This window comes from Eubacterium sp. BIOML-A2, from assembly GCF_009680135.1.
Classification (GTDB): domain Bacteria; phylum Bacillota; class Clostridia; order Lachnospirales; family Lachnospiraceae; genus Faecalicatena; species Faecalicatena contortus_B.
The window spans coordinates 44,848-67,609 of record NZ_WKZK01000009.1 but is presented as its reverse complement, the minus strand read 5'-3'; the positions used below and the strand labels follow the sequence as shown (position 1 = coordinate 67,609).

Here is a 22,762-nt window from a genome sequence, read left to right as displayed (position 1 = left end):
CAGCTATTATAAATCTATAATAGACTATCAACCTTAATCTGATTTTCACACAACCTTAAATAACCTTAATTTATTTCACACCATTGTGGGAAATTCTATTTTAAAAGATGTTCCGGCATGGATTTCACTGTCTGCACAGATCCTGCCGCCCTGGGTCTCTACTATACTTTTGGCGATGGCAAGCCCCAGCCCCGTCCCCTCCGTTTTCTGTCCGGAGCTGGCGCCTCTGTAGTAGCGCTGAAACAGCATGGACAGTTCGGAAGGATTCATGCCAGGCCCATTGTCGCTTACAACGATTGTGAGTATCCTGTCCGGTGTCGTGATCTCCAAATCAACTTCAGTATCCCTGTTTCCGTGGGTAAAGGAATTTAGGATGAGGTTCTGGAAAGCCCTTGCCATCAGCTTCTCATCAAACAAAAAATAGATAGGTTCTTGATCTGATTCAAAATGTATAACACGGTTTTCGTATGCGGGATTATTCAATATATCAATGACCAGCTCTTTCATAAAACGCACGAAATCCTGTCTTCTGCTCTGAACCGGCAGCATTCCGCTTTCTAATTGATAAGTCAGCTTCAGATCCTCGATGAGCCGTTCGATGGAAGAGACATTTTTTAAAATGACTCCAGAGTACTTATGAAGCTGCGGGCCTGTAACAGAGCCGTTTTCAAATAGAATCTCCGCATAACCTTTAATCGGGGAGAGCGGTGTTTTTAAATCGTGTGTGATATTGGTAATCCATTCTTCACGCATCGATTCCGTCTGTTCTTTTAAGCTGTCGGTGTCCCGGATATCCTGGTCAAGCTGATTCAGGCTTTCATATACGTCTCCAAACGAGCCTTTGACTATGAGAGGGGTATAATCACGTTTTGCTATAGAACGAACGCATTCAGAAATGTGGTTCATTTTATTTGTGATCTAGAATCCATATATAAGGCCTCCGGCAAGGAGGATCATGATAAGCACTCCTGTGCCCAATGCAAAGATTGTTTTACCGGTAGTGAACCTGTCGCCGTTCAGAAACATGGTGACTTTTGTTACATTTACAGGAAAATACACGATGTAAGAAAACTCTTTGTCCTTATCATTCAGATTTCCGATAAACGCAGTGGTACCGAAAAACTCCCCTGTCCGGTAAAGCTGCAGCAGCTGCGCATCAGAATAGGAAGTCTTTGCATCCGCAGGTCTATGATAACTGGCGATTTCCCCGCCCCTGCCGTCTAAAAGCTGGATACCCGCCTGATTTGCACGGAGCAGTTCGATTCCGATCTGTTTTATCTGCGGTTTGCCATCTATAAAAGTAATCTGTCTGCCAAAATCCTCTGTGAATACCTTGGGATAATCGCTTCGTTGTACAGAACCATCGGGAAACTTTACGGTGATAACCGAGAAAAAAAACAGGGCAGAGAAAATAAGGGCGCCGAGAAGCGCCAGAAAAAAGATAAGGTATATATGAAAAGCAGTGCGGTAACCAGATTTTCTCATTTAATCCACCCTTTTCTTCAGCTTATAACCCAGCCCTTTTATTGTTACAAGCTGCCTGGGGCTGGATGGAATATCCTCTATTTTCTCTCTGATATGGCGGATATGCACCATGATTGTATTATCACAGATACTGCTGTATTCCCCCCACACATGCTCGTAGAGGCGTTCTTTGCTTAAGATTTTATCTGCATTTTCTATCAGATAGGCAAGGAGCAGAAATTCACGGCCCGTAAGGCTTAACTCTTTTCCGGATTTTAGAATGCGGCCGCTTTCCTTGTCCAGGAGAAGGCGGCCCGCAGCAACTGTTTCCGTCTCAGGGGTATGGATGGAGGACTGATATTGCTGGCGGCGGAGCTGTGCCTTGATCCGGAATACGACTTCCCTGGGGCTGAATGGCTTGGTGATATAGTCATCTCCGCCGCTGGACAGTCCCAGGATCTTGTCGACATCATCGTTTTTGGAAGACAGAAATAGAATTGAACAAAAAGAGAAACCGCGTATTTTCTTACATACCTCGATTCCATCCAGGTCCGGAAGCATAATATCCAGAACGATTACATCCGGTTCGAAGGATTTGCAGAACTCCACGGCGTCTTCCCCGGTATATGCCTTTTCAATATTTTGAAAGCCATCCTGACGCAGCACTTCCTCGATCAGGTCGACAATATCCTTTTCATCATCTACTAATAATATTTTATGATTCATCGGCTTTTCCTTCTTAAAAATAATTTAAAAATTCTTCCGCGGCCCTGGTGAGCGGCATCTGTTCGTTATAAGCGATGACTAATTCTCTTTCGGGCAGTTCCTCTTTGGTCTCCACAACAAATATGTCTTTCTGCCCGCCCGTCATGCAGTAGTCGGGGATAAAGGCAATGCCCAGTCCGATGCGGGCGAGGTCGATGAGCAGGTCGTTGCTTGTCAGCTCGATCTCCGGAACCAGATCCAGCTGGTGCTGTTGGAATAACCGATGGAGAAATTCACTCGTTGTGCTGTGCCTGTCCAGCATAAGGATCGGATACTGGGAAAGCTGTTTATAGGTTAGCTTCTTCCCTTTCAGTTCATGAAATGACTCGTTCGCGATAAATACATCCCGGAATGTTTTGATTTTCTTAATCGAGGAGACGTTGCTCAGATAATTGTTGGGGTAGTTGACAACAATTAGGTCAACCTGGCCGGATTCCAGCATTTCCACACATTTGATGGAGGTCTGGTTGTTTACTTTGATGTGTGCGCTGGGGAATGCTTTGTGAAATTTTTCAAGATATGGAACCAGGAAATAGCGGCAGATCGTGTCGCTGGCCCCTATGCGGATTTGCCCTCCCGTGGAAGCGGCATCCAGCAGCTGTGCTTCTCCCCGCTGAATCAGATGCATGGCCGGTTCGATATGACGAAGCAGAATCTCTCCTTCCGGGGTTAAAAGAACCCGTTTAGTACTGCGGATAAACAGAGTCTGGTCCAGCTTGCGTTCCAGGGTTTTGATGGACTGGCTGACCGCTGACTGTGAGATAAAAAGCTGTTTTGACGCCTCCGAAAAACTGAGGGTGGATGCAACATGAAAAAATACTTTGTACAGTTCATAATTGATATCCATTATTAGACCTCCTAATAAGTATTGCTTGTATTATAAGCCAAATTGAGATGAATTACAATCGGTATTATGATAAAATAAATACGTTGGATAGTATAAAATCTGTACTTATTGAATGATAGGAGATGGCAGGATGAAAAAAGTACATTGGGTATTGGGCGTTATACTGTCGCTGGCTGTGATTTTGATCCTTCTGATCACGAGCTTTCAAGCGGCGATGTATGCGGATTTTGGTTTTTATGAAAAAGAGTATGAGAAATACGACGTGCTCCCTGATCTGGACATGAAGATGGAGGATGTGATGTATGTGACCCATGAGATGATGGATTATCTGAAGGGGGATCGGGAGAATCTGGAGGTGATCACTACAGTGGATGGGAAGGAACAGGATTTCTTTAATGAACAGGACAAGCTGCATATGGCGGATGTGCAGGGACTTTTCATTGGAGGACTGCGCCTCAGGACTTGGGCTGCTGCAGTATTGCTGATCTGCCTCGTAGTTTTGATTGCGGCAAAGGCAAGCTGGAAATATCTGATTCCCAGAGCTTTTCAGATCGCATTGGGGCTAACGGCGGCGGGAACGGCTCTTTTGGCGTATTTGTTTTCGAGGGATTTTTCAGCTGCCTTCACAAAATTTCATGAGATTTTCTTTACAAATGACCTGTGGCTGTTTGATCCGGCGGAGGATTATATGATCAGAATGCTCCCGGAAGGACTGTTTTCTGATATGGTTATTAGAATTGGTGTTCTCTTTATAGCGGGGCTTGCAGTACTGCTGATCATCAGCATAATATGGAGAAAAAAGTCAAAGATTAACTGTACTAATTAATAAGTTTAATTATATTAATTGTACTAATGAGAAAAAATGTGATAGGATAGAAAAGAGCGCAGTGAACTGCGGCAGAATAAAATGCAAAGGAGATCGTTTATGAGTAATGTAAGACGTGTTTATGTGGAGAAAAAACCGGAATTTGCTGTTTCAGCTAAGGAACTGCGGCATGAGATTAAACACTATCTGGGAATTCAGACGGTGACAGATGTACGCGTCCTGATCCGCTATGATGTGGAGAATCTTTCCGATACCACTTTTGAAAAAGCATGCAGTGGGATATTTGCAGAGCCTCCTGTTGATACACTTTATAAGGAAAGTTTTCCGCTGAAAGAGGAGAGCCATGTGTTTTCAGTAGAATATCTCCCGGGACAGTTTGACCAGAGGGCAGATTCAGCAGAACAGTGCGTGCAGTTTATTAAGGAAGATGAAAAGCCGATCATCCGCACTGCGACTACTTATGTAATAGAAGGAACAGTAACAGAAGAAGAGTTTGGTGCGATTAAGAACCACTGCATCAACCCAGTGGATTCCAGGGAAACCGGAATGGAAAAACCGGAGACTCTGGTCACGGTATTTGAGGAACCGGAGGATGTAAAAGTATTTGACGGCTTCCAGAATATGCCCCAGGAGGAGTTGAAGAAGCTTTATGATTCTCTGGGATTGGCAATGACGTTTAAAGATTTCCTGCATATCCAGAAGTACTACAGCAGGGAAGAGCACAGAGACCCGACGATGACGGAGATCCGCGTGCTTGACACCTACTGGTCAGATCACTGCCGCCATACCACATTCTCCACGGAATTAAAGGAGATTATATTTGGCGAGGGGGATTATAAAGAACCCATCGTAAATACTTACAAACAATATCTGAAAGACCACAGCGAGATCTTTGCCGGCAGAGAGGACAAGTTTGTCTGCCTGATGGATCTGGCACTTATGGCGATGAGAAAGCTGAAAAAAGAAGGGAAACTTCAGGATCAGGAGGAGTCTGAGGAGATCAATGCCTGCAGTATTGTAGTGCCGATCAAGGTAGACGGCGTGGAAGAGGAGTGGCTGATTAATTTTAAAAATGAGACACACAACCATCCAACTGAGATTGAGCCTTTTGGTGGGGCTGCAACCTGTCTGGGCGGCGCGATCCGCGATCCTCTGTCAGGCAGGACCTATGTATACCAGGCCATGCGTGTGACCGGAGCCGCGGATCCTACCGTGTCTGTAAAGGATACCTTAAAAGGAAAGCTTCCGCAGAAGAAATTGGTACGGGGAGCCGCTGCGGGCTACAGTTCCTACGGAAACCAGATCGGACTTGCAACCGGAGCGGTCAAGGAGATCTATCACCCGGACTATGTGGCAAAACGTATGGAGATCGGCGCAGTACTCGGCGCTGCTCCCAGACGTGCAGTCATCAGAGAGACTTCCGATCCGGGAGATATCATCATTCTCCTTGGCGGACGAACAGGGCGTGACGGATGCGGCGGAGCGACCGGTTCTTCCAAGGTCCACACGGAAGAGTCTATCGAGACCTGCGGCGCAGAGGTGCAGAAGGGAAATCCGCCGACAGAGCGTAAGATCCAGCGTTTATTCAGAAGAGAAGAAGTCAGCGCCCTGATTAAAAAATGCAATGATTTTGGTGCAGGAGGTGTCTCAGTTGCCATCGGAGAGCTTGCGGACGGGCTCCGTGTAGATCTGGACAAGGTACCGAAGAAATATGCCGGTCTTGACGGGACAGAGATCGCGATCTCAGAGTCTCAGGAGAGAATGGCTGTTGTTGTCGATCCGAAAGATGTAAAACAGTTTCTGGATTATGCAAAGGAAGAGAATCTGGAGGCTGTTGAAGTGGCAGTAGTTACGGAGTCCCCGAGACTGGTGCTTTCATGGCGCGGAAAGGAGATCGTTAATATTTCCCGTGCATTTCTGGATACGAACGGCGCCCATCAGGAGACTTCCGTCGAGGTGGAGATTCCAAATAAAAAAGATACAATTTTTGTAAAGGAAGCCGTGCAGGATGTAAAAGGAAAATGGCTGGCCATGCTGAGCGATCTGAATGTATGCTCCCAGAAGGGGCTTGTGGAGATGTTCGACGGATCAATCGGCGCCGGGTCCGTATTCATGCCGCATGGCGGAAAATACCAGATGACAGAGACGCAGGCTATGGTTGCTAAGGTGCCGGTGCAAAATGGCAGCACAGACAGCGTTTCTATGATGAGCTATGGCTTTGACCCGTATCTTTCCAGCTGGAGTCCGTATCACGGTGCAGTATATGCCGTCGTAGAATCTGTGGCTAAGATCGTGGCGTCCGGCGGTGATTACAGGAAGATCCGCTTTACGTTCCAGGAATATTTCCGCAGAATGACAGAAGATCCGAAGAGATGGAGCCAGCCTTTTGCGGCTCTGCTTGGGGCTTATGACGCACAGCTGGGATTCGGCCTGCCCTCAATTGGCGGTAAGGACAGTATGTCGGGAACATTCCAGGATATTGATGTGCCCCCGACTCTGGTTTCTTTTGCTGTCGATATGGCAACGGAGAAGGATATCATTACCCCGGAACTGAAAAAGGCGGGAAATAAGCTGGTATGGATGAGAATCGAGAAGGATGGATATGATCTCCCTGTTTACGGCCAGCTGATGGATCAGTACGGAAAGTTTGAAAGCGATATACACAATGGCAGAATTGTATCCGCGTATGCTCTGGACCGGCACGGTGTGATGGCTGCAGTCAGCAAAATGGCGTTCGGAAACGGGCTTGGGTTGAAGATAGAACACAGCATGGATGCCGGAGAACTGTTTGCGCCGGCATTTGGAGATCTGGTTGCGGAAGTGCCTGCTGATCAGGTGGGAGAACTGGCAATCAGCTATACTGTCATCGGTGAAGTGACAGACGACGGCATATTCAGCTATGGAAACACGGAGATCACTCTGTGCGAGGCGAAGACAGCCTGGACAGAGACTCTGGAGAAAGTATTTGCCACAAGATCTTCTGCAGACAGCAAAGAAGTATTGGAAGACAATTTATATGATACAAAGGATATCCATATCTGCAGCCATAAGATCGGGCAGCCGACCGTATTCATCCCGGTATTCCCGGGAACGAACTGTGAATACGACAGCAAGAGAGCCTTTGAGCGCGCAGGGGCAAAGGTGATAACGAAGGTATTTAAGAATCTGGATGCGGAAGATATCCGTCATTCAGTTGCAGAGTTCGAAAACGCCATTTCACAGGCGCAGATGATCATGTTCCCGGGCGGTTTCAGCGCGGGTGACGAACCGGACGGTTCTGCCAAATTCTTCGCTACAGCCTTCCAGAATGCAAAGATCAAAGAGGCGGTAGAAAAACTGCTCAATGAGAGAGACGGACTTGCCCTTGGTGTGTGCAACGGCTTTCAGGCCCTGATCAAACTGGGGCTTGTGCCTTACGGAACCATTACAGGCCAGAAGGAGGATTCTCCGACACTGACCTATAACACCATCGGACGCCATATCTCAAAGATGGTATACACAAAAGTGGTGACAAATAAATCTCCATGGCTTCAGGAGGCGTCTCTTGGCGGCGTGTATACGAATCCGGCATCCCACGGGGAAGGGCGTTTTGTTGCCAGTGAAGAATGGCTGGATAAACTGTTTGCCAACGGTCAGGTTGCGACACAGTATTGTGACATTGACGGCGTGATCAGCATGGATGAAGAGTGGAATGTCAACGGCTCTTACCGCGCAATCGAAGGAATCACAAGCCCGGACGGCCGTGTCCTTGGCAAGATGGCGCATTCAGAGAGAAGAGACAACTCGGTTGCCATAAATATTTACGGAGAACAGGACATGAAAATCTTTGAATCCGGTGTGAAATATTTCAAATAGATCTAAATTATTCTAAATAAAAGGGGCCGTATCCGCGATATGAAATATTAAAAAATGGGATACGGCCCGTGTTTATAAGGGGTACCATGTGCAGCGCCGGACGAAGTTTCTGATTTGTTAAAAAAATTTGAAAAAATAGGAAAAAAGGTGTTGACATTTGATGAAAAATAATAGTATAATAGCAAAGCGGGTTGCGGGTGAGACAAACACTTAAACGCAGACCGGGAGAATATGGGATCTTAGCTCAGCTGGGAGAGCATCTGCCTTACAAGCAGAGGGTCATAGGTTCGAGCCCTATAGGTCCCATAACTTTCAAATATTTCATATGGCGGAATAGCTCAGTTGGCTAGAGCACACGGTTCATACCCGTGGTGTCGCTGGTTCAAATCCAGTTTCCGCTACTGAGAAGCTTCGGAAATTTCCGGAGCTTTTTTGTGTCTGATTATGGCAATACTTATCTAAGTATGTTAGAATCAGAGAATGAAAAATGAAACGGAGGACAAACAAATGAATGAAAAATCCTGGCTCGTGTTGAGAATTGTAGCCGGCCTGTATGTGATCTATCTGGGGTACCAGATCGTAAGCGGGATGCTGACTGAAAGACCCGAAAACATGGTGTTTATGATGACCGCAGGTATCTTGTTTATTGTGATAGGGGCGGTGATCGTGATTATATCCGCAAAAAGCGTAATCGCAATGAGAAACAAATTGCAGAATGAGGAAGAGACATCTTCAGAGGAAGACAATTCTGCAGATACAATAGAAGCAGATCCTGAGAAGGAGACTTCTTCAGAAGAGGAAGATACCGAGGAGGAGTCTGAAGAGGAAATGCCTTACGAGGAGAAAGATGCAGATTCCAGGGAGACGGATTTTTCAGATGACAGAAAAGCGAATCCAAATGATGACAGTGAGAAGAATAACAGAACGAAAACTGCAGAAGCTATGAAGGACGATGCAGCCCAGGACACAGTTACACCTGCAGATACACTGATAGATCTAAACGGGGATACCACGGAAGAATCAATGGAAGAGACTGACGACGAAGAAAAATAGAATATGAATAAGGAGAGACAGAACATGCGTGTAGGTATGGGATATGATGTACACAGGCTGGTCGAAGACAGAAAGCTGATTCTCGGAGGAGTAGAGATACCATATGAGAAGGGACTTCAGGGGCATTCGGACGCAGATGTGGTTGTACATGCCATTATGGATGCGCTTCTCGGAGCTGCGGCACTGGGGGATATCGGAAAGCATTTTCCGGATACAGATCCGCAGTACAAAGGCATTTCCAGCATCAGGCTGCTGGAGCATGTAGCAGCACTTCTGGATGAAAAGCAGTTTATGATTGAGAACATTGATGCAACCATTGTTGCGCAGCAGCCCAAGATGCGCCCATATATAGATGAGATGATAAAGAATGTAGCGGATGCACTGAATCTTATGCCTGACCAGGTCAATATCAAGGCAACAACGGAAGAGGGGCTTGGATTTACAGGGCGCGGAGAGGGGATTTCCTCTCAGGCGGTGTGTGCTCTGGAAAAGATTATGAACTACAGCAGCTACGATGTGACCCCCAATCCAAATGGATGCGAGGGCTGCAAGGGCTGTCCCAGGAAGTAAGAAAAGAGGGAATATAAAATGCAGCTTCGAAAGCTTGACAGCAGTGAACACAGCAGGACAAGAGCGCTGTGGGAGAAGGTATTTCCGGAAGACAGCAAAGCATTTCTGGACTACTATTACTTTATTAAGACCAGGGACAATCAGATCTATGTAATAGAGGAGGATGGGGCCGTCCGTTCCATGCTCCAGCTCAATCCCTACATGATGAGGATCGGCGGTACACAGCAGTTATGCAATTATATCATTGCCGTGGCAACGGAGGAGGCGTACAGAAAGAGGGGCTATATGGGCCGTCTGCTCAAAGCCTCTATGATGGACATGTATGAACAGAAGCAGCCATTTACGTTCCTCATGCCCGCAGCGGAGGCCATATACAGGCCTTATGATTTCCGGTTTGTCTACGCGCAGATCCAGGAGGAATCCTGCGGAGAGCCAGGTTCCATGAAGGTCACCATGTCGGACGCCGTTTTATCAGACGCCGGCGCGATGGCCGTATTTTTTAACACCCATTTTGCTGCAGAATATCAGGTCTGCGCCGTGCGGGACGACCAGTATTACCAGACGATGATATTCGAGCAGCAGAGTGAAAACGGCGGTGTAAAACTATTAAAGCATGACGACGATATAGTTGGGATGTTCGCGTTTGCCAGAGAAGAGGATACGCTCGAGATCCGTGAGCCTCTGTACCTGCCCGGATTCGAAGCTGAATTCCAGAAAGCCGTATACCAGATGCGGGCAGAACATAGCGCTCCTGCAAAGATATACGCAGACAGAGGACATGTCCGGAGCAGGAAAGTCCCCCTCATTATGGTACGTATTCTTCACCTGGAGACACTTCTGTCATCTATGAAGGCAAAAGCAGGCGAAGCAATAAACTGCTCTTTTGCAGTACTTGATTCCATCATCACAAAAAACAGCAGAGTCTGGAGGCTGAAGAGCAGCGGAGAGAATCCGGATATGCAGGTTTCTGAAACAGAGGACTCAGAGGGAGTACTCACAATAGACGCCCTGACTGCATTGCTGTTCGGGTACCAGACAATAGATGAAATCGGCCGGGAAGAAGGCGTAATACTTACACCACGGCTGAAACAGGAACTGGGAAAATTAGAGCCATTATGCCCCCTCTGCCTTAACGAAATCGTGTGAGCTTGGGGTGCTAGGTTGGGGGGATTGGCGGCGGGGCGCTAAGTAAAAGGTGAGTCCGGTTCGCCAGTCACTGAATCTTCCCAACCGTCAGGATGCACCAGCCTGTCCGGGGCGGGGCGTGTGTGCGGGGGCGGGGAACTTTCCGTGTGCTTACTGGACGCATAGAGTGCGCATTACAAACACTTAATAAAAACCATGCCGGATGGAAAGGAAAAAATCGGCTTACCAAAGCCGATTTTTAGGAGGCCTGAGCCGCGCAATTCATCAGAATTGCGGGGTGAATGCCTCCGGTTCCTTTCCATCCGGCATGGTTTTTATTTAGTGTTTGTTTGCAAACGGACAGCGCCCAGTAAGCACACGGAAAGTTCCCCGTCCCCGCACACACGCCCCGCCCCGGACAGGCGTCCCCCCTCGCGTCCCAAAATTCAGTTGACAAATCCCCCTTTTTTGCATAAGATATATCTATATTGATTTTGTGAAAGGCTATGAACGGAAAGAGTAGCTGATTCTGAGATTGCAGAGAGGGACCATCACCGGCTGTAAGTGGTCCTAAAGGAGGAGTCTGTGAAGTGCGTCCGGGAGCTGATTCTGTAAACGCGGCGGGTGGCTGTGAGTAGCGGAATACGTTTGGCATACGTTACATGCAGTGAGTGAAAGAAGTAATTCTTTTAATAGAGTGGAACCGCGGATATGACTTCGTCTCTAACAGGAGACGGGGTCTTTTTTGTTATAAAGGCTGTTCCTTTGAAATGTCCTGCGGACAGAGTGGATTGAGGGGGTGCCCGGAATGGCCTTAAACTAGAATTTTACAGATAGCTTCCGCTGTAAAGCGCGGATTAAAATGAATACGAAGCTGGTAAACATTGTATGCGATTGGTATGGAGGATCATGAAATGGGAATTATATCTTATATTAAGAATGAGATTCAGGTCATCCGGGAGCGGGATCCTGCAATTAAATCTAATATGGAGGTCTTGCTTTACCCGAGTTTTAAAGTTATACTTAGGTACAGAGTTGCACATAAGCTGTATCTGAAGAAGCATTATTTCCTGGCCAGATGGATGTCACAGAAGGCTGCGAGAAAGACTGGGATTGAGATACATCCCGGCGCCACCATTGGGAAAGGGCTGTTTATTGACCATGGAAGCGGCGTGATTATCGGGGAGACGACGATCATCGGCGACAATGTAACACTTTATCAGGGCGTGACCCTGGGGGGGACGGGAAAAGAGCAGGGAAAGCGGCATCCTACGCTGAAGGATAATGTCATGGTCAGCGCAGGGGCTAAGATACTCGGGTCTTTTACGATCGGGGAAAATTCTAAGATTGGGGCAGGTTCGGTTGTGCTGGAGGAGGTGCCTCCGAACTGTACTGTAGTGGGCGTGCCGGGACGTATCGTGAGGATGGGAGATCAGAAGGTACCAAGGACGGATATGGACCAGATACATCTGCCTGACCCGGTTCTGAATGATATCAGGGAGCTTCAGAATGATAACATACGCCTGTATAAGCAGCTGAAAGAGATGGAGAAGCATATGCGCTGTATGCTGCCGGACAGCGATGAATTTGCGGAAAATACGGAGCCGGCAGAAGCACAGTGCAGCGGATGCAGAGAAAATGAAAAGAAAGAGGAGAAATCAGATGAAACTATATAATACACTTTCTAAAAGAAAAGAAGAATTCGTACCTATAGAGGAAGGCAAAGTCAGAATGTATGTCTGCGGGCCTACGGTTTATAACTTTATCCATATAGGGAATGCAAGGCCGATGATCGTTTTTGACACGGTCAGAAGGTATTTTGAATATAAAGGATACGATGTGAATTTTATTTCCAACTTTACAGATGTAGATGACAAGATCATCAAAAAAGCAATCGAAGAAGGCGTTACTGCGGATGAGATTTCCAAACGCTACATTGCAGAATGTAAGAAAGATATGGAAGGCATGAACGTGAAACCCGCCACAAAGCATCCTCTGGCAACAGAAGAAATCTGTGGTATGGTGGATATGATCGGAGCACTGATCGAGAAGGGATTTGCATACGAGAAAAACGGAACGGTATATTATCGCACGAGAAAGTTCAAAGATTACGGAAAACTTTCCCATAAGAATCTGGATGACCTTCAATCCGGCGGCCGTTCACTCCTCGTAACGGGGGAGGACGAAAAAGAAGATTCTCTGGACTTTGTATTATGGAAGCCCAAAAAAGAAGGCGAACCGGCATGGGAGTCTCCATGGAGCGAAGGACGTCCGGGCTGGCACATCGAGTGCTCTGAGATGTCTAAAAAATATCTGGGGGAGCAGATCGATATTCATGCAGGCGGGGAAGATCTGATATTCCCGCATCATGAGAATGAGATTGCCCAGAGTGAGGCTGCGAACGGCAAAGAATTTGCCCGTTACTGGATGCACAACGCATTCCTGAACATTGACAACAGGAAAATGTCAAAATCATTGGGAAACTTCTTTACCGTAAGGGAGATCAGCGAAAAATATGACCTGCAGGTTCTGCGATTTTTCATGCTCAGCGCGCATTACAGAAGTCCGCTGAATTTCAGCGCAGAGCTTATGGACGCTGCCGGAACGGGACTGGAGAGAATCATAACCGCGGCTGACAATCTAAAATTCCTGAAGGGCAATGCGAAAGTGCAGGATATGACAGACGCGGAGAAGGAAGCATTTGCAAAAACACAGGAATATGTTGACAGCTTTGAGCGGGCGATGGACGATGATTTCAATACGGCAGACGCAATTTCCTCTGTATTCGAGCTCGTTAAATATATCAATACAAATACAGATGGTGAAAGCTCAGCGGAATATCTGCAGAATCTGCTGGATCTGCTTGTTAAGCTGACAGATGTTCTGGGAATCATCGTGGAGAAGGACGAAGAGATGCTGGCAGAAGACATCGAAGCATTGATTGAAGAACGCCAGGCTGCGAGAAAGGCGAAAAATTTTGCCAGAGCAGACGAGATCAGGGACGAACTGCTCTCCAGAGGAATCGTTCTGGAGGATACCCGAGAAGGAGTAAAATGGAAGAAAGCATAAGTTTAGATTTTCATGATTATATAACGGAAGTATTAAATCTTCAAGAGGTGGATGCTGACAGCTATTCACCTCTTGTTCTGGCGTTTATCGGTGATTGCGTCTATGATCTGGTTATCAAGTCTATGATTATCAGCCGGGGAAATAAACAGGTGCATAAACTGCATGAAGAGACAAGCAGATTTGTACAGGCTTCCACCCAGTCGCTGATGATGCGCACAATGCAGCAGCACCTGACAGAAGAAGAGCATGCCATCTACAGAAGGGGCAGAAATGCCAAATCCGTATCACCGGCAAAGAATCAGTCCATCACGGATTACAGGAGGGCAACGGGATTTGAGGCGCTGCTCGGGTACCTGTATCTGAAAAAGGATTATGAAAGGCTCATGGCTCTGGTAAAAGCAGGACTGGACAGCCTGAGTGATATGTAAGCGAAACAGTAAAGTCAAAGACCAGGGGAACATCCGTGATTTCTTTGGATATAAATGGAGAATATAATGCAGGAAAATAATAGAAATGAAAGAGAACAAAACGACAATACGCTGATAATTGAAGGCCGCAATGCAGTGCTGGAGGCTTTCCGGTCAGGCAGGCCGATTGATAAAGTATTCATACTGGATGGGTGCCAGGACGGTCCGGTACGGACAATAGTCAGGGAGGCGAAAAAGCACGATACCATATTAAATTTTGTGGGAAAGGAAAGACTGTCGCAGCTTTCGGAAACAGGCAAGCATCAGGGGGTAATCGCCTGTGCTGCTGCATACGAGTATGCCGATATCGAAGATATGTTTAAACTTGCAGAAAAAAGGGGTGAGGACCCGTTTTTTATTCTGCTGGATAATATAGAAGACCCGCATAACCTGGGAGCAATCATCCGTACAGCGAATCTGGCGGGGGCCCATGGTGTTATCATACCAAAACGCAGGGCAGTGGGCCTGACAGCTGTAGTGGCAAAGACTTCCGCGGGCGCGCTGAATTATACGCCGGTGGCGAAGGTAACAAATCTGGCGAAGACAATGGAAGAATTAAAGGAACGGGGTATGTGGTTCGTCTGTGCGGATATGGGCGGTGAATCCATGTACAAACTGAATCTGACCGGCTCTATCGGACTTTTGATCGGGAGCGAAGGGGAAGGCGTGGGACGTCTTGTAAAAGAAAAGTGTGATTTTATTGCCGCCATTCCTATGAAAGGCGAGATCGACTCCCTGAATGCATCCGTAGCGGCGGGAGTGCTGGCCTACGAGATTGTCCGGCAGAGAATGCGCTAAAAGGACGTGGTTTTCAATAGAGCAGAGGATTACCGTTGGAAAGGAAAAGGCCGATGGAGAAATATGATACAATTGCAGATGAACAGTTGATATTGGAGTTTCGAAAAGGTAATTCGGAAATTATGGATTATCTGATGGTAAAGTATAAATCCATGGTTCGTAAAAAAGCGAGAGCGATGTATCTCATAGGCGGTGAGAATGAAGATCTGATACAGGAAGGCATGATAGGGCTGATTAAGGCAGTTCGGGACTTCAGTCCTTCTCAGGGCGCCTCCTTTGCCAGCTTTGCAGAACTGTGTGTGTCCCGGCAGATGTATACGGCAATAGAGGCATCCAAGAGAAAAAAGCATATGCCGCTTAATTCTTATATTTCCCTGTATGAGGCCGGGGAAGGCACGGATGAGGAAAAAAAGATACCTCTGATTGATACGATAGAACCTGTCGTGGAAAATAATCCGGAGACTTTGTATTTTGGCAGAGAGATGACAGAGGTCTTTGTGGAGGAACTGAAAGGAAATCTCAGTGCCCTGGAAAACCATGTGTTGTATCTGCATCTGATGGGAACGGATTATAAAACCATAGCCGAACTGCTGGGAAAAAGTCCTAAAGCCATAGACAATGCGCTCCAGCGGATTCGGGGAAAGGCTGAGAAACTGCTGGCAAGATAGCGGTTTTTGTGCCTTATATAAGGTATGAGATAGAGGAAAGAATCTGGTAATGACGGAAAGGTCTTGCCAGATTTTTTGATGTTAGAGCCAGATGCCCCGAAACCATCACTTCATCGGCTCCGATGCCGTGCAGCAGGGTGCACGGCACGGTCTGAACGGTAACCAAGCAACTCACTATTTTGAGTAAACAGTATAAAACAGTTGACAACAGTATAATACTGTTATATACTGTTTGTAGACAAAGGAGGGAGAAAATGAAGCTGATAATTAACAATTCTTCCATGCAGCCAATCTACGAGCAGATCGTAGCACAGGTCAGAAATAAGATTATGCAGGGGGAACTTGAAGAAGATACAGCGCTTCCGTCTGTCAGAACATTGGCGAAGGATCTGAGAGTCAGTGCACTGACCGTAAAAAAGGCCTATGATGCCCTGGAACAGGAAGGGTTTGTCGTAACCGTCCATGGAAAGGGAAGCTTTGTAGCCTGTGCGAATCAGGAACTGATGCTGGAGGAGAAGAAGAAAGAAGTGGAAGCCGACCTGGAAAAAGCGATCAGGAAGGGGAGAAGCTGTGGAATGAGCAATGAAGAGATTACAGAGTTATTTCAGATTATCTTGGAGGATTAGCTATGGTATTAAAATTACAAAACGTTGAAAAACATTATGAAAAGTTTGATCTGCAGTGTTCTCTGGAGGTACACAAGGGATGTGTTACAGGGCTGATCGGTCAGAATGGGGCAGGAAAGAGTACCACATTTAAGGCGGTGTTAGGATTAATCGCTATCGACGGCGGGAAGATCGAACTTTTCGGAAAAGACATCAAGAAGATTGGAACGGAAGAAAGGGAAAAACTGGGTGTTGTACTTTCTGACTCGGGTTTCAGCGGTTACCTTTGTATAAAGGACATCATTCCGGTGATGGCCAGTATGTACCCGGGGTTTGATAAAGTGGAATTTGAAAAAAGGTGCAGAACATTCGAGATTCCATTTGATAAAAAAATCAAAGATTTTTCTACCGGTATGAAAGCAAAGCTGAAAGTTTTGGTTGCGATGTCGCATAAAGCCAGCCTGCTGATCATGGATGAGCCGACGGTCGGACTGGATGTGATGGCCAGAAATGAGCTGTTGGATATGATGCGGGAGTATATGGAAGACGGAGAGGGCTCCATTCTGATCAGTTCCCATATATCAAGCGATCTGGAAGGACTTTGCGATGACATTTATATGATTCATAACGGCAGGATTATTATGCACGAAGAGACCGACAGGCTCCTGAGTGACTATGGAGTAATCAAGGTGACTGAAGCACAGTATGAGAAGCTGGATAAGCGTTTTATCATAAAAAGGAAGAGAGAAGGGTACGGCTACAGCTGCCTGACAAATGAAAAACAGTTTTACCTGGATAATTATCCGGATGCCACAATTGAACGCGGTAATATTGATGAAACAATAGCAATGATGATACGAGGTGAAGGAAAATGAAAGGGCTAATAATTAAAGATCTCTGTTTACTAAAAAATCAGCTGAATTTCTTTTATATTATATGTATTGTTGGTATCATGATGGCATTTACAAATATGAATCTGCTATTTATCATGAATTATATTACAATCATTTTCACAATGTTTATACTGACCACCATAAGTTATGATGAACTTGACAATGGAAGAGCGTTTTTATTTACGCTTCCCATTACCAAAAAAGGGTATGTCATCGAGAAATATGTGCTGGGGATTTTGATCGCTGCTGCGGCATGGGTGGTTTCAGGGGGAATCGTATTAGTATTTACCGTACTCCGGCATCCTGGGACAGATATTACGGAAAGCTTGATAAGCATGATGTTTTATCTGATCATTGCAATTGTATTTCTGGATTTCACACTGCCTGTCCAGTTAAAATTCGGAGTTGATAAAAGCAGGATAGCAATTATCGGAGTGGTGGGAGCTGTATTTTTGGTGGTATTTGCCGTGGTGAAGCTTTTGGGGATGATGGGGATAGACCTGGTTCTTATAATTAACAGCCTCCCATCTGCAAGCCTTGCAGGGGCGGCGCTGTTTGCAGGCGTTGGGTGTATCCTGTTGACTGCGGTTTCCTATTTCGCGTCCTTAAAGATTATAGAGAAAAAGCAGTATTGACAAAGGTGGATGGCGGCTATTCCTTACTTTTGCTGGGTACATCCAATCGGTAGTTACTATGCATGGCATGGATCATAGGCCATGCATAGTGATTTGACTTTTGATAAATTTTCAAATATATGTTGACAATCAGACTAGGTTTAGTGTATATTAATATCGTTGCGTAAGTAACGCGCACAGGCTGTCGTGGCTCAGTCGGTAGAGCGTCGCCTTGGTAAGGCGGAGGTCGGCGGTTCGATTCCGCTCGACAGCTTTTCATTCTTTTCAACAGACTCCCTATCGGGAGTATTTTTTTTTGCAGTAATTCCCGTACCACCAAACGAATCAATACGCTGCTCCCATCCCCCGTAAGTATAAGAAATAGTTTACAAGAAAAAACAGGGGACTCAGTACGTCATATTCCCCTGAAAGATATCATCTGTTTTGAGACGTCCTCCCGGACTCACCGGATTGTACTCTATACAGAAACGGAACGCCTGGATTTTATTAATTCCTCTGGGCATGTACCTGCTTGCAACGGCGCTTGCCAGTATTACAAGCTGCATTCTGGGCATGCTGCTCGGCATTCATCCCTTCTCTGGGAAAGATCTCAAAGTTCCTTTACACAGGAGTCGTCTCTGAGATGGTGTACTCCTATGCAGCCGGAACCGCATTTACCATGAAGGCCCTCCACATGATCGTTCTGGTTGGGGAAATTTTGCTCGCTTTTGTACTGTTCCTCGTTTGCTATAAAAAGAACGGGTATGAGAAAGAATAAGATTCGCGAACCGGGAACATCCTTGATGTATCAGCAAATATTAAGCGGCAGGAGTATGCTACAGATCCTCTGAATCCAAAATAATAGTAAAGGGACCGTCGTTGACGAGGCTGACTTTCATCTCTGCCCCAAAACTTCCGGTCTGCACATTGGGTACGGATGCCCTGCATTTTTCTATGATATATTCATAGAGGGCATTCGCCCTGTCAGGCTGGCCCGCTTCTATGAAGCTGGGGCGGTTTCCTTTTTTACAGTTTGCGTACAGCGTGAACTGTGAAATCAACAGAAGGCTGCCTTCCACGTCGGCCAGCGAGAGGTTCGTCTTACCACTCTCATCCTCAAATATTCTAAGTCCCGTCATCTTGCGAACCAGCTTGTCCGCGGTCGTCTCGGTATCTCTGTCGGATACTCCAATCAGTACAAGATATCCCTTTTCAATAGAACCAATTACATTGCCATCCACTGCTACTGATGCCTCAGATACTCTCTGTATCACAAATTTCATTTTTTTATTCCTCCGTTTTTACAAATCATCCAGTATTTATTCTATACTGAAGGCCGGATAAAGTCCAGACGGTATTGAAAAAACCTACGTGTATTTTACCGCGTATTTTACAGCGGCACATGAGACCCGTTTTCTAACCACTTGCCTTCCCTTTTTTACCACATGCGATATTTATATTTACAGGCCGGCTTATTTATGGTTAGATAAATGCGTGGAGAGGGAAATGAGATGAAAATACGAATTGAAATTGATGAGAACTTAACAGAGGAAGAGGTCATTATCAGAAGCAGCAGCCTGAATGACCAGGTACAGAAAGTGCAGAAGGCGCTGAGCGAAATCTCCAGGCAGGAGCAGCGGATCGTATTCTACAAAGAAGAAACAGAGTACTATCTGATGCTTACCGATATCCTTTTCTTCGAGACTGACGGAAAGGCAATCCATGCACATACGGCGGATGACATTTATAAAATCCGGCACCGTTTGTATGAACTGGAGGAAATTCTGCCGGGATATTTCATGAGAGTATCCAAGTCTACGATATTGAACACGAAAAGCATCTATGCAATCAACCGTTCCGTATCCACTTCCTGTGTGGTCCAGTTTAAGGAAACACACAAACAGGTATATGTATCCAGATATTATTACAAGCCGCTTCGCAACCGGCTGGAAGAAAAGAGGTAAAGACATGAAAAAAGAGCGATTATTCTGGGGAATATTTTTTATCATTGGGGCGGTGCTTCTGGTCATCAGCAGGCTGGGGATCCTGAATACGGGGATCAGTATCTGGATGCTGCTTCTGTCTGTGATCTTTGCAGCGACACTGATTAAGAGCGCGATCCACAGAAGCATACCGGGAGTATTGTTTTCACTGGCGTTTCTCTGCATTATCTATGCAGAACCACTGGGAATTACGGCGCTGACCCCATGGACGGTTCTGGGCGCGGCTCTTCTCGGAAGTATCGGTGCGGCATTTTTGTACCGCCCGGAGCGGAGCTGGCATCAGCACAGTACCTACTTTGACGACAGCTTCAGTGAGGTGGAGACGATAGACGGGGATGCGATGAGGATGGAAAGCTCCTTTGGCTCCAGTATTAAGTATATTAACTCCGAAGACTTCAGGGGAGCCGGTATCCATTGTTCCTTCGGCGCCATGAAGGTGTACTTTGACCATGCAGAAGTCCCCCAGGGGCAGGCAGCTGTTAAGCTGGATGTTTCCTTTGGTGGAGTGGAACTCTATATTCCACGCAGCTGGCAGGTAGTAAATCACTTGAGCGCAGCATTCGGTGGAGTTGACGAGAAGGGAAGATGCCAGCCGGACGGTACTGTTTCCCTGGTTCTCAATGGGAAAGTGAGCTTTGCCGGAGTTACAATTATTTATATTTAGTAAAGGCACATGAGAGGAAGTCAGCGAAAGCTTATCCGAATTGGAGAAGCTTTCGCTGGCTTTCTCCTTTTCATGCTGAGGGATGGGATTCCCAAAGAAGACCGAATCAGGAGGGGGGAACGAACAGGCCGGCTGCAGGAGGGTAATAAGTGAAGATGAGAAAGCATACGCCTGTTATCAGGACACATATGAAATAGAAAAAGGCAGGGCCCGACAGTCCGCGGCACTTCGTCCCTGGTTTTGTTTTGAATATTTTATCAAAAAGGGTATGTTCTATATGTCCGGGCAATAGAAGGGAGTGGCAGCGCACATAAAATGCGGTTAAGACGCTGAAGAGAAAGGTCAGTATATCCAGTGTCAGCGTATGGAAGCCCAAAATCCCTGTGTAAGTATAAAAGGCGACAGGAATCAGCCATGTTCCTGCCAGTATGCCGGCCAGATCCGCCCGGATCAGCCGTTGATAGTGTCCCGCCAGGAAGAAGTATTCCGCGGCACAGTATAACAGCATTGGGAAATAAAGCAGCTTCATATGTTCCCAGGTGGATTCATTTACAGGGGCAAAGAGCCCTACAATGAAGTGATTCCCTGTCCAGCCGTAGACGAAATGAAGCAGCGTTCCTGCTGCAGAGACAAAGATGGCTCCGATGATTGTACTTATATAAAGCCGCTTATTTCTTTTGTTAAAAGGTTTCATTAAGGCACCCTCCAAAAGGATATTTTTTCTAATAGTATGTACGGAATAACTGGATATATACGTGGTTTTTCCCGGACGCCACATTTTGTCGATTTTTGTTATAATATGTCGGAAAGTAGAGTGATTTCCATGAGATTATGCTATAATACAAAAAGATTCAGGGGTGATTTTTCGGTGCAGGCTTGAATGAGGGGGGTAATACCATGAAGAGCCTGGACAGAGAAGATCTTGTTCCGTTAAGAAAATGCCTTGATGAACTGTTGGATTTTATTCGTGAACTTCAGATGGAAGAGATTCCATATTTTTACAGGTGTCTTGAAAATATGAAATACAATCTGGAGATCTGTTTTCTTGTACAGTATGAGGGATGGGAACAGATGGAACAGATTTTAATACGGGACTGGAGCGCTGCAAATCATGTGCTGATTGGTATTCCAGGATTCGATTTTGCTGCAAAGAGTGCGGCGGAAAAGGCAGAATTAGACTGCCGGTTTATAGAACTGCTTGCCAATATTGAAACTTTTTTGGCATAGTTAAGCAAGAGTTCCCTGACTTCCAGGGGGAGGGTTCCTGTGTGCCATGGTATGCAAGAGCCGTCCGGATCATATTATGCCGGTCTTCTGTAGGTCTGTGAGAACCAAGATCGAGGAGCAGAGAGAAAAGACAGGAGACTGGCAGAAACCAATGATGTCATAGGCTATAGTCTGCGGCAGGTGTGGAAACACCCACTTCAGAAGCTGAGGATTTAATTGGGGGATGTTACGGAAGCAGCAGTTTTTGTTTATATTCGGTAGGTGTCATGCCGGTATAATTTCGGAAGAGGGAGGAAAAAGTGTTAGGCTTTTGAAAACCGCACAGCAGGGCGATTTCCTTGATGGAGTAATTGGGATTCTCCAGCAGCAGCTGCGATTTGGCGATGCGCAGTTTTAAAAGATAATTGTAAGGCGTTTCCCCGACTGCTTTCTTGAATGCAGTTATAAAATAAGTGCGGGAAAGGCCGCACATGGCCGCCAGTGTTTCTACCTGCAGGTCATCCGCATAGTGCTGGTTCATATAAGAGACTATCTGATAGATTCCCTTTTGATACTGCGGGGGAGCTTTCAGGCGGTCTCTTTTTTTACTAAATTCGCAATCTGTGAACACAGAAGCAATAAGGGCCGAGAGATGAATCAGCTTGGAGAAATCTCGGTCATTTTGTTTGGAAAATTCCTCTTTAAAATAACGTATATAGGTTCCGGCTTCTTTCGTAAGTTCAAAGCTCATATCAAACTCTTTTCCATAGCAGCCTTTTTCCTGCAGGATCTGTTCAAAAAAGTCCTTTTCAATTACAATATTATTATGGGCAATGCTGGAATTGCGGTACCTGTATGCGTGCATCCGGCCGCTCTGCACGGGATATACACAGCCAGCCTCCCCGATATACACAGCGTCTTCATATATGATGAGTGGAAGAGGGCTGTATGGAATCATGAATTCGTAAGCATGATGTGAATGGCAGAACGGACTGGAAAGATACTCAGTCGATTCCCCTGCGGAAGCAATCGATAGGACATCGCAGTAATAATGCTGACAGTTTCTGTTCAGAAAATTTCTATCTCCATAATGTGCACTGAACAGGCATTCTAATTTATCGTTCATAACGGCATCCCCCTTTTTTATAGAATAACATGAATACGAACTGGCAAACATTGGAAGATAATCGAAATGTTAATGTTGTTTCGTAATATTACGATAAATTTCAGAAATTATTTGTTTCTTATTTATAAATTTTTAGCGGCAGTC

At 46.1% G+C, this 22,762-nt stretch carries 25 protein-coding genes, 3 tRNA genes and 1 other annotated feature; of the genes, 20 read left to right on the top strand and 8 right to left on the bottom strand.

Going from position 1 to position 22,762, the window contains the following annotated elements; translation table 11 throughout:
- Positions 1–75: 75 nt before the first annotated feature.
- The 4 genes from GKG43_RS23270 to GKG43_RS05405 are packed head-to-tail and all read right to left on the bottom strand — an operon-like array spanning position 76 to position 3,076.
- Positions 76–906 (bottom strand): HAMP domain-containing sensor histidine kinase, encoded by an 831-nt coding sequence (locus GKG43_RS23270; protein WP_243125824.1) that lies wholly within the window; start codon positions 904–906, stop codon positions 76–78.
- Positions 907–918: 12 nt separating this feature from the next.
- Entirely contained in the window at positions 919–1,485 is a 567-nt protein-coding gene (locus GKG43_RS23265; RefSeq protein WP_243125823.1) for a hypothetical protein, read from the bottom strand.
- On the bottom strand, positions 1,486–2,190 hold the full coding sequence (locus tag GKG43_RS05410) for a response regulator transcription factor (protein ID WP_129878843.1): 705 nt from the start codon (positions 2,188–2,190) through the stop codon (positions 1,486–1,488). It abuts the gene before it with no gap.
- Between the two features lie 13 nt (positions 2,191–2,203).
- Entirely contained in the window at positions 2,204–3,076 is an 873-nt protein-coding gene (locus GKG43_RS05405; RefSeq protein WP_044927320.1) for a LysR family transcriptional regulator, read from the bottom strand.
- Between the two features lie 130 nt (positions 3,077–3,206).
- On the opposite strand from GKG43_RS05405, the gene GKG43_RS05400 reads away from it, so the two are divergent.
- The 16 genes from GKG43_RS05400 (at position 3,207) to GKG43_RS05325 (ending at position 17,893) form a co-directional block, all read left to right on the top strand.
- Positions 3,207–3,902, top strand: coding sequence for a TIGR01906 family membrane protein (locus GKG43_RS05400; RefSeq protein WP_025657302.1), 696 nt, complete (start codon positions 3,207–3,209; stop codon positions 3,900–3,902).
- Between the two features lie 99 nt (positions 3,903–4,001).
- On the top strand, positions 4,002–7,757 hold the full coding sequence (locus GKG43_RS05395) for a phosphoribosylformylglycinamidine synthase (protein ID WP_129878842.1): 3,756 nt from the start codon (positions 4,002–4,004) through the stop codon (positions 7,755–7,757).
- 233 nt (positions 7,758–7,990) lie between these two features.
- Positions 7,991–8,063 (top strand) — tRNA-Val (locus GKG43_RS05390).
- A gap of 21 nt (positions 8,064–8,084) precedes the next feature.
- Positions 8,085–8,158: transfer RNA gene (locus tag GKG43_RS05385), tRNA-Met, on the top strand.
- 106 nt (positions 8,159–8,264) lie between these two features.
- Positions 8,265–8,810 carry a hypothetical protein gene (locus tag GKG43_RS05380; protein ID WP_050642099.1) on the top strand — a complete coding sequence of 182 codons (546 nt, stop codon included), beginning with the start codon at positions 8,265–8,267 and terminating at the stop codon, positions 8,808–8,810.
- Positions 8,811–8,834: 24 nt separating this feature from the next.
- On the top strand, positions 8,835–9,380 hold the full coding sequence (gene ispF / locus GKG43_RS05375) for a 2-C-methyl-D-erythritol 2,4-cyclodiphosphate synthase (RefSeq protein ID WP_055154825.1): 546 nt from the start codon (positions 8,835–8,837) through the stop codon (positions 9,378–9,380).
- An 18-nt stretch (positions 9,381–9,398) separates the two neighbouring features.
- Positions 9,399–10,526, top strand: coding sequence for a GNAT family N-acetyltransferase (locus tag GKG43_RS05370; protein WP_055154824.1), 1,128 nt, complete (start codon positions 9,399–9,401; stop codon positions 10,524–10,526).
- Between the two features lie 476 nt (positions 10,527–11,002).
- Positions 11,003–11,233: a binding site (T-box leader), on the top strand.
- Between the two features lie 192 nt (positions 11,234–11,425).
- Entirely contained in the window at positions 11,426–12,181 is a 756-nt protein-coding gene (gene epsC, locus GKG43_RS05365) for a serine O-acetyltransferase EpsC (protein WP_347561961.1), read from the top strand.
- Entirely contained in the window at positions 12,168–13,574 is a 1,407-nt protein-coding gene (cysS, locus tag GKG43_RS05360) for a cysteine--tRNA ligase (protein WP_055154823.1), read from the top strand. The genes epsC and cysS overlap by 14 nt, the downstream gene beginning before the upstream one ends.
- Complete coding sequence (locus tag GKG43_RS05355; protein WP_055154822.1) at positions 13,559–14,002, top strand: ribonuclease III domain-containing protein; 444 nt, start codon at positions 13,559–13,561, stop codon at positions 14,000–14,002. The genes cysS and GKG43_RS05355 overlap by 16 nt, the downstream gene beginning before the upstream one ends.
- A gap of 66 nt (positions 14,003–14,068) precedes the next feature.
- Complete coding sequence (gene rlmB / locus GKG43_RS05350; protein WP_055154821.1) at positions 14,069–14,839, top strand: 23S rRNA (guanosine(2251)-2'-O)-methyltransferase RlmB; 771 nt, start codon at positions 14,069–14,071, stop codon at positions 14,837–14,839.
- 53 nt (positions 14,840–14,892) lie between these two features.
- Positions 14,893–15,507, top strand: coding sequence for a sigma-70 family RNA polymerase sigma factor (locus GKG43_RS05345; RefSeq protein WP_050642106.1), 615 nt, complete (start codon positions 14,893–14,895; stop codon positions 15,505–15,507).
- Positions 15,508–15,761: 254 nt separating this feature from the next.
- Positions 15,762–16,133, top strand: a complete 372-nt coding sequence (locus tag GKG43_RS05340; RefSeq protein WP_050642107.1) for a GntR family transcriptional regulator — start codon at positions 15,762–15,764, stop codon at positions 16,131–16,133.
- A gap of 2 nt (positions 16,134–16,135) precedes the next feature.
- Positions 16,136–16,987 carry an ABC transporter ATP-binding protein gene (locus GKG43_RS05335; RefSeq protein ID WP_055154820.1) on the top strand — a complete coding sequence of 284 codons (852 nt, stop codon included), beginning with the start codon at positions 16,136–16,138 and terminating at the stop codon, positions 16,985–16,987.
- Complete coding sequence (locus GKG43_RS05330; RefSeq protein ID WP_055154819.1) at positions 16,984–17,640, top strand: ABC-2 transporter permease; 657 nt, start codon at positions 16,984–16,986, stop codon at positions 17,638–17,640. The genes GKG43_RS05335 and GKG43_RS05330 overlap by 4 nt, the downstream gene beginning before the upstream one ends.
- Before the next feature lie 180 nt (positions 17,641–17,820).
- Positions 17,821–17,893, top strand: a tRNA-Thr gene (locus tag GKG43_RS05325).
- Between the two features lie 133 nt (positions 17,894–18,026).
- On the opposite strand, the gene GKG43_RS05320 is transcribed toward GKG43_RS05325, so the two are convergent.
- Complete coding sequence (locus GKG43_RS05320; RefSeq protein WP_050642110.1) at positions 18,027–18,206, bottom strand: hypothetical protein; 180 nt, start codon at positions 18,204–18,206, stop codon at positions 18,027–18,029.
- A 56-nt stretch (positions 18,207–18,262) separates the two neighbouring features.
- Between GKG43_RS05320 and GKG43_RS23570 the strand changes: the two genes are divergently transcribed.
- The gene (locus GKG43_RS23570) at positions 18,263–18,397 is read left to right on the top strand and encodes a hypothetical protein (protein ID WP_255350421.1); all 135 of its coding nucleotides are present in this window, start codon (positions 18,263–18,265) and stop codon (positions 18,395–18,397) included.
- Between the two features lie 58 nt (positions 18,398–18,455).
- Here GKG43_RS23570 and dtd read toward each other — a convergent pair whose 3' ends face one another.
- Positions 18,456–18,902 (bottom strand): D-aminoacyl-tRNA deacylase, encoded by a 447-nt coding sequence (gene dtd / locus GKG43_RS05315; protein ID WP_050642111.1) that lies wholly within the window; start codon positions 18,900–18,902, stop codon positions 18,456–18,458.
- 228 nt (positions 18,903–19,130) lie between these two features.
- Between dtd and GKG43_RS05310 the strand changes: the two genes are divergently transcribed.
- The gene (locus GKG43_RS05310; protein ID WP_050642112.1) at positions 19,131–19,583 is read left to right on the top strand and encodes a LytTR family DNA-binding domain-containing protein; all 453 of its coding nucleotides are present in this window, start codon (positions 19,131–19,133) and stop codon (positions 19,581–19,583) included.
- A 4-nt stretch (positions 19,584–19,587) separates the two neighbouring features.
- Entirely contained in the window at positions 19,588–20,286 is a 699-nt protein-coding gene (locus GKG43_RS05305) for a hypothetical protein (RefSeq protein WP_050642113.1), read from the top strand.
- Positions 20,287–20,392: 106 nt separating this feature from the next.
- Here the strand turns inward: GKG43_RS05305 and GKG43_RS05300 are convergent, their stop codons facing one another.
- Complete coding sequence (locus GKG43_RS05300) at positions 20,393–20,980, bottom strand: DUF6512 family protein (protein WP_050642114.1); 588 nt, start codon at positions 20,978–20,980, stop codon at positions 20,393–20,395.
- Between the two features lie 203 nt (positions 20,981–21,183).
- Here GKG43_RS05300 and GKG43_RS05295 point away from each other — a divergent pair, with 203 nt between their 5' ends.
- Entirely contained in the window at positions 21,184–21,513 is a 330-nt protein-coding gene (locus GKG43_RS05295; RefSeq protein WP_050642115.1) for a hypothetical protein, read from the top strand.
- A 226-nt stretch (positions 21,514–21,739) separates the two neighbouring features.
- On the opposite strand, the gene GKG43_RS05290 is transcribed toward GKG43_RS05295, so the two are convergent.
- Positions 21,740–22,618, bottom strand: a complete 879-nt coding sequence (locus GKG43_RS05290) for an AraC family transcriptional regulator (RefSeq protein ID WP_173020079.1) — start codon at positions 22,616–22,618, stop codon at positions 21,740–21,742.
- Positions 22,619–22,762: the final 144 nt, after the last annotated feature.